Raw genomic sequence first — 9,285 nt, 5'->3', positions numbered from 1 at the left:
CAATGAATTCTGAATTTATTTAATATCTTTCGATATTGAATTGACTGTGCTGCAATTCTTTCCTTAAGTAAAACCTAAGTAAGTTATTGCTGTTGGTCACTCAGTTTCAATTGAGACTCTAAATTTGTTTGCCTCACTTAGTAAACTAAGCTTGGCTGTTAGAACTCAATCTGTACGAGTGCCCACACAGATGATTGCTTTATATTGTTAAAGAACGTTGCGACGTTGTCGCTAGGGATGCGTATAATACATCCTTTATTTTTCGAGTCAACACTTAATTTTAAACTTTCTTACGATGATTTAAACTCAAGTTTTATTTAACTCTTTGAGCAGTTCGTGCCTCGCTATGCGTTGGCGTTCCCCGTCTCAGTGGGGTCGCATTATAGGGAGATCCGAAAACAGATCAACCTTTTTTTTAGATCTTTTTACTGTTTGCTCAACTTTCAAGCAAATACTATTGAAATGGTATGGAAAGAGCTTACTTTAGGTCGTTTTTTGCACTCTTATTAACTATTTACTATAAATTTCATTGCTATGTTCAATTAAGACGTTAAGATAGCAAGTTCACAATGTTAAATTAATGTTTATTTCCTGTTTATTGGTAGATCAAAATGAAATTACCCGATCAAAAATCTTTTATCTTTGCAGTTATTCTTGCTGTTGTTGGTTTTGTTATCGTTAAGTTTGCACTTGCAAGCCTAGCATTAGACCCTGCACTACTATTTGGTGCTGGTTTATTAATTGGTGGACTTGTCATTGCTGCAATGTCATCAGTAAGTGCAGAAGAAGCCGAAGTAAAAACAAAAACACTTTATGTTGGCAATCTTCCTTATCGCGCAAATGAAGGCGTTGTACGTGCTTTGTTCGAAGAGCAAGGCAAGGTATTTAATGTTCGTTTATTGAAAGATAAGAATACTGGCAAACGTCGCGGCTTTGGTTTTGTTGAAATGGCTCAAGCTGATGCGGATAACGCAATTGCTAAGTTAAATGATAGTGAGTTCCAACAACGTACTTTAAAAGTACGTGAAGCAAAACAAAAACAAGAAGATGATTCTAACTCTTATCGTTCAGAGTCGGATCAAACAGTGTAACTTGCTTAACGTCTAGTTTATCACTACATATATCAGCCGTTGCATAATACCGCAGCGGCTTTTTTATGCCTGCTTGATCATCGCTTAAATTCAGTAAAGATCTAACTCGCTTAGCAATAGCCGCACCAGAATCTAACAACTCTATATGTGCTTTAAAGTAATCACTAATTGGTTTAGCAAGAATAGGAAAGTGAGTACAGCCTAATACCAGCACATCGATATCTTTATTAATATTTAATCGGTTTAACTCAGCGTGCAGCTTTTCTATATCTAAGTATTGGGTAAAAAAGAATGTTTCTGCCAGAGTGACCAATTCAACACTACTATATAAGCTTGTAGTTATAAGTGAGGCATGCTCTTTAATCAGTGTATCCGTATATGAACTTGCTACTGTCGCAGGGGTTGCCAATAATCCAATATGCTTTGATTGTGTTATTTGTGCTGCGGGCTTAATCGCAGGTACAACCCCTACAATTGGAATATCTGTTATTTGACGTACCGCACTTAATGCAGATGTTGAAGCGGTATTGCAGGCTATAACAATTAAGTCGACATTGAGCGACTCATTTTTGATAAATTGGATTAGTCCACATAAGCGACTAATTATAGTCTGCTGCGACTGTGCACCATAAGGCAATAATGCATTATCCATGAAGTAACTATATTGAGCGTGAGGAATGCTTTGCTTAATATGCTCAAGTACTGTGGTTCCACCTATACCTGAATCAAATACCATGATGTGCGCTGACAAACTACCATTCCTACTCTTTACTTAGAACGGCAGTTTGCCATGAGGCTTTTATAAAAGAAAGTAGTTTTACTCAGCGTCTAGTTTTGCAGTAGCTGTGTTTAATTTATCTAAGTTTTCAAACATGGTGTTAGTGTAATCAACCAGTTTATCTATTTCTTGTTGATCTTGATTTAGCCATTGAATGATACCTGATAGCTGGCTTTCTAATCCTAGGGTTTGCGCTTTAGAGTAAGCCGATTTTAGATCATCATTAAAAGGCGCGACGGTTTCGGCAATGGCCTTTTCTGATGTTGGCTTAATTTGTTCATACTCTTTAATAGCTGCCACAGTTTTGCTTTGACGTAAGTCCATTGAAAATGCCACCAGCTGTTCATTTCCTAAGCTGAGTTCTTGGGCTTGTTCAAATGCTTTATCTAAGTCACCACTGAAAAAGGTTTTACTTACATCTTGTAACTCTGCCATTAAATCATTTATAGCTTGCTGTTCGTCTTCATTAAGCTCTCCATTTACTGACATAGAAAATGACAACTCACGAGACTCAGAAAATTGCGTACTAAATGCTTGTGAGCTTTCAGTTTGCTGATAGCGACTAGATGACTGGGATTGGTAAGCGTCTGCAAAACTAATACTCACCTCATCACCTTCTGCGGTGGTAAAAGTATAATCAGCGCTGTTACTAAGGTTCACATATTGCGATTGACTAACCGTTACGCTTGCTGGCTGAGGATTAAATAAGTTCTGCTCAAATTTATCAAGGCCATTAAAGATGCCCTCTTTTGATTTATCAATACCCTCTTCAAGCTCTTGATTAAATACGCCCATACCTTTTAATTCATCGACAGCTTCATCAACACCTGTTTGCACGCCTTTACGTGCCTGGTTGAGTATATCTTGTAGCTTGTCATCATCGGCACCATTGGCTTTGGCTTTTTTTACTGAGCTGGTCACAAAGTCTAAAACATTTTTGACTACTTCATTAAAATCAAACAATGGTTTGTCTTTTTTCGCTTCAGCAACCGGCAAGCCTAATTCTTTTGCCATTTTGTCACCCAATACGGCAGCAGCCAATTCTTTTCCGCGTTGCTGATAGCTCGTTGGTGGGGAGTCTATTTTAGGCTGTGTCATTGCTTGCTTAGTATTGTATTTATTGGCATTGCTGTTTGGAACAAAACTAAAGTTACCTATTTTCATGAGAAGACTCCTATTTAGACATACTCTTATATCGGCCAAGTGAGCCTATACTGTAGTAAAATGCTTAAAAAAAGCTCACTATATTTGATCAAAACTAGACAAATACGCTTCGCTCCCTACAATAGCGCCGATAAACAGATCTCAACGATAAGGTTATACCGTTAATGGCAGTTATAAATATAGATACCACGCAGTACGATGCACAATTAAATGAAAAAGAGCAGCGTATTACAGAGCAGTTTCAACGTTTCGGTGTAAAACAGTTAGAAGTATTTAGCTCTGAGCCTATTAACTACCGTCAACGTGCAGAATTTAGAGTATGGCACGATGGTGACGATCTGTTTCACATTATGTTTGATCAACAAACGAAAGATAAAATACGTGTTGATACCTTTGACCCTGCAGCTCCTTTAGTAGGTGAAGTTATGCAGGTAATGATTGATAACTTAAAAGGCTGCGAAGTACTGCGTCGTAAATTATTCCAAATAGATTATTTATCGACCCTCAGCGGTGAAATTTTAGTGAGCTTGCTTTATCACAAGCCACTTGATGAAAACTGGTTAACTGAGATTAATGCCTTAAAGGAAAAGCTAAGTAGCCAGTACAAAATTGACTTTATTGGCCGTGCACGTAAGCAAAAAGAAAAATTAGGCGATGACTTTGTTACTGAGCGTTTAATGGTAAATGGCCAAGAGCTAATCTATCAACAGGTAGAAAATAGCTTTACTCAGCCTAATGCGAAGGTGAATATTAAAATGTTAGAGTGGGCACAAGAGCTATGTAAACCACTAAACAATGATTTATTAGAGCTGTATTGTGGTAACGGAAACTTTTCAATTGCACTTGCGGGCTCATTTAATAAAGTGCTGGCAACAGAAATATCAAAATCGTCTGTGCATTCAGCGCAATATAATATTGCTCAAAACAAAGTAACTAACTTAGATATTATTCGCATGTCGAGCGAAGAGTTTACTCAGGCAATGAAAGGTGAGCGTACTTTCTCTCGCTTAGATGGTATTGACCTTAGTAGTTACAACTGCCAAACCATTCTAGTCGACCCACCTCGTGCTGGCATGGATACCCTAACGTGTGATTTAGTGGCTAACTATGAGAATATTATTTATATATCATGCAACCCAGATACGTTGGAGCGTGATCTTGATCACTTATGCCAAACCCATGAAGTTAAGCGCTTTGCAATATTTGATCAATTCCCTTACACACACCATATTGAATCTGGTGTATTTTTACAGAAAAAATAAAATCCAATACTATAATGCCAGCGCCTTGATAAGTGCTGGTATTTGCTCTTCACTAAATACTTTAACTTGATGCTTTACCAATAACTTAGCGGTCAGCCCCATGCCTTTTACTTTCACCCCACTATGGCTTCCATCATAAATTGTATTACGGCCACACGAAGGACTAGACTCTTTTAGTAAAGCAAAGCGAATATTATGCTTATTACAAAGGGCTAATGCTTTATTAGCGCCAGCTTCAAATGCACTTGTTACATCCTCGGCAGTATTTGTAATAACTCGATTTTGCTTTATCTCAGCGGGCGCTCTAGGCACGAGTAAACCACCAGCAATCTCAGGACAAAATACGATTAATCTATTTTGCTTTTGCCACAAATTAAGTTGAGGGTGCAATATTGTTTGGCCTTTACCATCATAACGAACTGGCAAACCTAACAAACAACTTGAGATTAAAATTTTTTCCATAATGAATTTTCTTCTTCAAATAAAAAAGCTCCTTTCGGAGCTTTTTTATTTCACTAAACTACTTATTTATTTGCTAAGTAGTTAATAAGTGCGCTTACATCTTCTGGCGATGAAATACCTGACTCACCACCTAAGTTAAGCTTATATTTACCATTAACAATAAATGTAGGAACGCCACGCAGTGCCCCTTTTCCTTTAAAGTAATCTTGGTCGCGCTTCATTTTAGAACTCAGTGTACGTACCGAGAAGCTTTCAAATAATTTATCAAATTTGTCGCCATCTACACCTTGCGCTAAAAATACATCTTTTACATCTGCAAGCTCATTAAAACGAGCACGCTTTGCGTGAATGTGGTCAAACATCGCTGAAATAATTTTATCTTTTTGCGGTAGTACTTCAGCAGTAGCTAGTGCTTGGCTGATCATGGTTTGATGTTCTGGGTCACGAACGCCCACGAAATCCACATGGCTTTTCTTGAACTTTACGTTTTTGTCTAGCTTAGGTTTGATCTCAGCAAGCAGTGGCTCCATGTTATTACATGCAGGGCAGTAAAAAGAGAAAAACTCTTTTACTTCTGGCTTTCTGGTTGCACGATCAGAGACGACATCATAATGTACGCCCTCTTCGTAAGTGGCAGCAAAACTGGTTGCAGCTAAAGGGAGTAATACAGCAAGCAACCCTGCTTTAACTAATTTGATCATTATTATGGTGCTCCAAAAATTATAGTTCTAGTAAAAAGCTAATTAACTCATCAAGTTCTTGTTGGCTCTTGATTGTATTAATATTGATTTTATATTTGTCATTTACGATAAATGTAGGCACGCCAGTTAATGCGCCAAGTTCAGAATATTTATTCTGCTTATCTTGCATGGCACGTTCAGCTGCTATGATAGGCAAACTAGCAATATCGTTATCAAATGTGCTGTTATCAATTGCATTAAGCTCTAATAACTTCTTAACGTCTTTAATTTCTGTTAATGGTGCACGCTGAATATGGATGCTTTTAAAAATTTGCGCTGTTACTGCTTCGGCTTGACCATGTTTTTTTGCAATTAAGTAAGCAAAGCTCAGGTTACTTTGCGCTTGTGGTGAAACGCCCCCTAAAAAGTTAACATGATTTTTTACAAACTCAGCCCCTTCAGGTAAGTTTTCTGCAATCCCTTTTGCTACCGGCTCAAACTTAAAACAGTGCGGGCAATAGAAAGAGAAGAATTCGGTTACGTTTGGCGTTTTACTCTTTTCAACGTCAATGACAGTATATTGATTACCTGCTTCAAAGTTGGCAGCTAGTGCTGCGAAAGGTAAACATAGGATCAGTAAACTTAGTTTTAATTTTTTAAGCATGAATATCTCGTTATACTTCTTTTTTAAATAAAAATATTATGGCAATAATTTTAACGGGGCTTCTTGCAAAGCTGCAAGCTGTTCTTTAAGCGCTAAAATTTGTTGCTCCCAGTATTTGTCATCTGCAAACCATGAAAAGTTCCGTACAAAAGCAGGATCGCTCCAACGTTTTGCAACCCACCCCATGTAATGAATCATACGCATGGCGCGAAGCGGTTCGATCAGCTTCAGCTGTGAGTGTTCAAAATCGCAAAACTCCTCATACGCATTCACTAAAGTGTCTAACTGTAACAGCTGTGTTTGTCGATCGCCACTGAGCATCATCCATAAATCTTGAATTGCAGGTCCTTGGCGGCTATCGTCTAAATCAACAAACATCAGCGCATCCCCAGCCCATAAAATATTACCAGCATGGCAGTCTCCGTGTAAGCGAATACTGTCTACATTTTTATATTGCAGCTGCGCTTGGGCAATAACTAAATCTAAAATAGTGTAAAAGGAAGTTTCTAGTCCCATAGGGACTAAATTACTTTTTTGTAAGTGAACTTTAGCTGTATGCAGATATTCATCGCAGCTAACAGTTGGTCTTTGGGTAAAGGGCTCTGTTTTCGCTACTTGGTGCATACGACCAATTAAACGCCCTAGTACGTCAAGCTGATCTAAATTATCGACTTCAAATAAACGCCCGCCTACACTTGGGAATAAAGTAAATAAATACCCTTGGTGTTCAAATAAGCTTTGCCCATTATGCTTTATTGGCGCAACCACAGGCACTTCTGCAGCTGCCAGCTCAAAGGCAAAATCATGTTCCTCTTGAATTTGTGCTTTGCTCCAGCGCTCAGGCCGATAAAACTTAACAACGTAACGTTTTCCACCCTCAGCTACAAATTGATACACTCGATTTTCGTAGCTATTTAGCGCTAGCAACCCTGACTCAGCGTAAATATCAACGCTTTCGATGGCATCCAAAATAAGATCTGGGGTTAAGTCAATAAAGCTAAATTTACTCATATACTTCTTATATAAAAGAAAAGCGGGAATACCCCGCTTTTTTGTTAATATCAGTGTTCGTCTTTTAATACAGACTCTTTATCGCGCTTTAAAAAAGTTACTTTGCTGCGATATTTGGTTATCGGGTTCGTTTATTGGCGACAGTACAAAGTTAAACTCGGTCATTGGCGCTTTTAAATCATAAGGGTCCATTACTAATGATAACGGCACATTATGCGATTCACCAGCGTTCACCGTAAAGGTGGTATCACCTATGTATTTATAGTTTTCTAACCCTTTCACATCAATAGAGAATGTTTGCTCGTACTGTGCCTTATTAATCACTTTTAAGGTGTAGGTGTTTTCAACTAAGCCATTAAAATCGACACGATACAACTGATTGCGATCACGGATAATATCAAAGTCCATAGGTTTACGCATAGCTATATTGGCTACCAACGCACCGGTAAGTAAGACTAAAATAATACTGTAACCAATCAACTTAGGACGCAGCGGATGAGTTTTATTCTCTGGGGTTTCCAAGTTACGCTCAGTGGTATAAGAGATTAGGCCTCGAGGATAATTCATTTTGTCCATTACGCCGTCACAGGCGTCAATACACGCGCCACAGTTTATACACTCGTATTGCAGACCATTACGAATATCAATCCCAGTTGGGCAAACCTGCACACACAAGTTACAGTCAATACAATCACCTAACCCCAGCTCTTTTGGGTCTTGTTTACGCGAACGTGGCCCGCGGTTTTCACCACGCGCTTCATCGTAGCTTACAGTAAAGGTGTCTTTATCAAACATTGCTGACTGAAAACGTGAGTATGGGCATATATGTAAACACATAATCTCGCGCATCCAACCAGCGTTACCATAAGTACAAATAGTAAATACAATAATACTAACTAAGGCATAACCGCCTACGTTAAAGGTAACAAATTCAGGGAGTAGTTCGCGAATAGGCGTAAAATAACCAACAAAAGTTAACGCGGTATACAAAGAGAATAACACCCAACTAGTGTGCTTTGCGGTTTTTCGCCAGAATTTGTCAAAATCCATTGGCCGTTGGTCTAACTTTTTACGTTGGTTAGCACTGCCCTCAAATTTTTCTTCAAACCAAATAAAAATAAAGGTCCATACTGTTTGCGGACAGGTATAGCCACACCATACGCGGCCATAAAAAGTAGTCACTAAAAATAGAGCAAACGCCGCAAGCATAAAAATAAATGCAAGAATAGTGAAGTCTTGTGGCCATAGGGTTAAACCAAAAATATTAAACTTTTGCTCCATTAGCTCAAACAACACAGCTTGCTGGCCATTAAAGTTGATCCAAGGCAATAACATAAACGCTAGCATGCCTAAAAAGCCAATGCGTTGTCTTAGTAATTGATGAAGCCCTGTAACCGCACGTACATAAATGCGATTGCGGGGGTTAAATCTATCTTCTTGACGGCTCAGATCAGGTTTTTGGATCTTAACCTCTGTTGGTATGTTTTTTACTTTAATTTGCTTATCCATTGAAGTTCCTCAACGCCGCTAGGAAATAAAAATTCAGCAATCTTTTTGTACTTTTCGCCTAAGTGTAGCAACTTGCATGCTAAACATAATACGCTTTAAGTCGCACTTGTGTACTTTCAGATATTTCAGAAATATCTAACTACTGCCTCTTATTATACGCATATTAGCTAAAATTACTGACTAGATTGCTAATAATTTATTCAATTTGTGACTTGCTTTTAAGGTGTATTTTATTACACTTGCCGGCTACTAAAGTGTTGTTTGGATCAAGGTTTGTATATTTATGAAGAAATTTTTTATACTAGTGGTTGTGATCCTAGCATTTTTTACCGTTGATCATCCTTTGGTAAAAGAGCCGCGCGAACGGTTGCTTGGTGATGGTATCGGTTTGTTAAGCAGCTCAACTAAAGTAGATCGCTTTCCTGTAGCAACCATGACGAGAAATAAAGTGAATCAACAGTTAGCACTTTCTCGTTCTGAGCAAGACTATGTTGCTAAAACATTTACTACGGATGAATCAGTCAAGTTATTTGAACTACGCTATTGTCGCCAAGGTGATCTAAACCTTTATTTTTACGAAGAGCGATTACTTACTGTATGCCGTATTATCAAAGAGTCATTAGCGCAAGCGAGAGTAAAGTAATGGATTTTTCTGAATTAACAA

10 protein-coding genes are annotated in these 9,285 nt (G+C 38.2%); 3 read left to right on the top strand and 7 right to left on the bottom strand.

Features of this window, described 5'->3' with window-relative positions; all coding sequences use genetic code 11:
- Positions 1 to 611: 611 nt before the first annotated feature.
- On the top strand, positions 612 to 1,091 hold the full coding sequence (locus CWB76_RS13125; protein ID WP_055013410.1) for an RNA recognition motif domain-containing protein: 480 nt from the start codon (positions 612 to 614) through the stop codon (positions 1,089 to 1,091).
- Here CWB76_RS13125 and murI read toward each other — a convergent pair.
- Together murI and CWB76_RS13115 are read right to left on the bottom strand one after the other, a co-directional pair.
- Positions 1,054 to 1,842, bottom strand: coding sequence for a glutamate racemase (gene murI / locus CWB76_RS13120; RefSeq protein ID WP_138608202.1), 789 nt, complete (start codon positions 1,840 to 1,842; stop codon positions 1,054 to 1,056). The two genes, CWB76_RS13125 and murI, sit on opposite strands and share 38 nt — an antisense overlap.
- A 66-nt stretch (positions 1,843 to 1,908) precedes the next feature.
- Positions 1,909 to 3,033, bottom strand: coding sequence for a DUF5610 domain-containing protein (locus CWB76_RS13115; protein ID WP_138608200.1), 1,125 nt, complete (start codon positions 3,031 to 3,033; stop codon positions 1,909 to 1,911).
- Positions 3,034 to 3,197: 164 nt separating this feature from the next.
- On the opposite strand from CWB76_RS13115, the gene trmA reads away from it, so the two are divergent.
- On the top strand, positions 3,198 to 4,295 hold the full coding sequence (gene trmA, locus CWB76_RS13110; RefSeq protein ID WP_138608198.1) for a tRNA (uridine(54)-C5)-methyltransferase TrmA: 1,098 nt from the start codon (positions 3,198 to 3,200) through the stop codon (positions 4,293 to 4,295).
- A gap of 9 nt (positions 4,296 to 4,304) precedes the next feature.
- Here the strand turns inward: trmA and CWB76_RS13105 are convergent, their stop codons facing one another.
- The 5 genes from CWB76_RS13105 to ccoG form a co-directional block, all read right to left on the bottom strand.
- Positions 4,305 to 4,757 carry a 2-thiouracil desulfurase family protein gene (locus tag CWB76_RS13105; RefSeq protein ID WP_109875875.1) on the bottom strand — a complete coding sequence of 151 codons (453 nt, stop codon included), beginning with the start codon at positions 4,755 to 4,757 and terminating at the stop codon, positions 4,305 to 4,307.
- A 62-nt stretch (positions 4,758 to 4,819) separates the two neighbouring features.
- Positions 4,820 to 5,458 (bottom strand): thiol:disulfide interchange protein DsbA/DsbL, encoded by a 639-nt coding sequence (locus CWB76_RS13100; RefSeq protein WP_008113400.1) that lies wholly within the window; start codon positions 5,456 to 5,458, stop codon positions 4,820 to 4,822.
- 19 nt (positions 5,459 to 5,477) lie between these two features.
- On the bottom strand, positions 5,478 to 6,101 hold the full coding sequence (locus CWB76_RS13095) for a thiol:disulfide interchange protein DsbA/DsbL (RefSeq protein WP_138596725.1): 624 nt from the start codon (positions 6,099 to 6,101) through the stop codon (positions 5,478 to 5,480).
- Between the two features lie 36 nt (positions 6,102 to 6,137).
- Positions 6,138 to 7,112, bottom strand: a complete 975-nt coding sequence (locus CWB76_RS13090; RefSeq protein WP_138608197.1) for a serine/threonine protein kinase — start codon at positions 7,110 to 7,112, stop codon at positions 6,138 to 6,140.
- 78 nt (positions 7,113 to 7,190) lie between these two features.
- Positions 7,191 to 8,621: a cytochrome c oxidase accessory protein CcoG gene (gene ccoG, locus CWB76_RS13085; RefSeq protein ID WP_138570969.1), complete on the bottom strand. Its 1,431-nt coding sequence runs from the start codon at positions 8,619 to 8,621 to the stop codon at positions 7,191 to 7,193.
- Positions 8,622 to 8,904: 283 nt separating this feature from the next.
- Between ccoG and CWB76_RS13080 the strand changes: the two genes are divergently transcribed.
- On the top strand, positions 8,905 to 9,264 hold the full coding sequence (locus CWB76_RS13080) for a hypothetical protein (RefSeq protein ID WP_010393028.1): 360 nt from the start codon (positions 8,905 to 8,907) through the stop codon (positions 9,262 to 9,264).
- The last annotated feature ends 21 nt before the right edge of the window (positions 9,265 to 9,285 follow it).

The organism is Pseudoalteromonas sp. S1609 (assembly GCF_005887255.1).
Lineage (GTDB): Bacteria > Pseudomonadota > Gammaproteobacteria > Enterobacterales > Alteromonadaceae > Pseudoalteromonas.
Note: the sequence above shows the minus strand (reverse complement) of the source record. Positions and strands in the feature narration are given on the sequence as shown.

Coding starts and splice junctions, on each gene's coding strand:
- CWB76_RS13100 (WP_008113400.1), bottom strand. CDS start 5,458: ATGATCAAATTAGTTAAAGCAGGGTTGCTTGCTGTATTACTCCCTTTA.
- CWB76_RS13095 (WP_138596725.1), bottom strand. CDS start 6,101: ATGCTTAAAAAATTAAAACTAAGTTTACTGATCCTATGTTTACCTTTC.
- CWB76_RS13115 (WP_138608200.1), bottom strand. CDS start 3,033: ATGAAAATAGGTAACTTTAGTTTTGTTCCAAACAGCAATGCCAATAAA.
- trmA (WP_138608198.1), top strand. CDS start 3,198: ATGGCAGTTATAAATATAGATACCACGCAGTACGATGCACAATTAAAT.
- CWB76_RS13080 (WP_010393028.1), top strand. CDS start 8,905: ATGAAGAAATTTTTTATACTAGTGGTTGTGATCCTAGCATTTTTTACC.
- CWB76_RS13125 (WP_055013410.1), top strand. CDS start 612: ATGAAATTACCCGATCAAAAATCTTTTATCTTTGCAGTTATTCTTGCT.
- CWB76_RS13090 (WP_138608197.1), bottom strand. CDS start 7,112: ATGAGTAAATTTAGCTTTATTGACTTAACCCCAGATCTTATTTTGGAT.
- CWB76_RS13105 (WP_109875875.1), bottom strand. CDS start 4,757: ATGGAAAAAATTTTAATCTCAAGTTGTTTGTTAGGTTTGCCAGTTCGT.
- ccoG (WP_138570969.1), bottom strand. CDS start 8,621: ATGGATAAGCAAATTAAAGTAAAAAACATACCAACAGAGGTTAAGATC.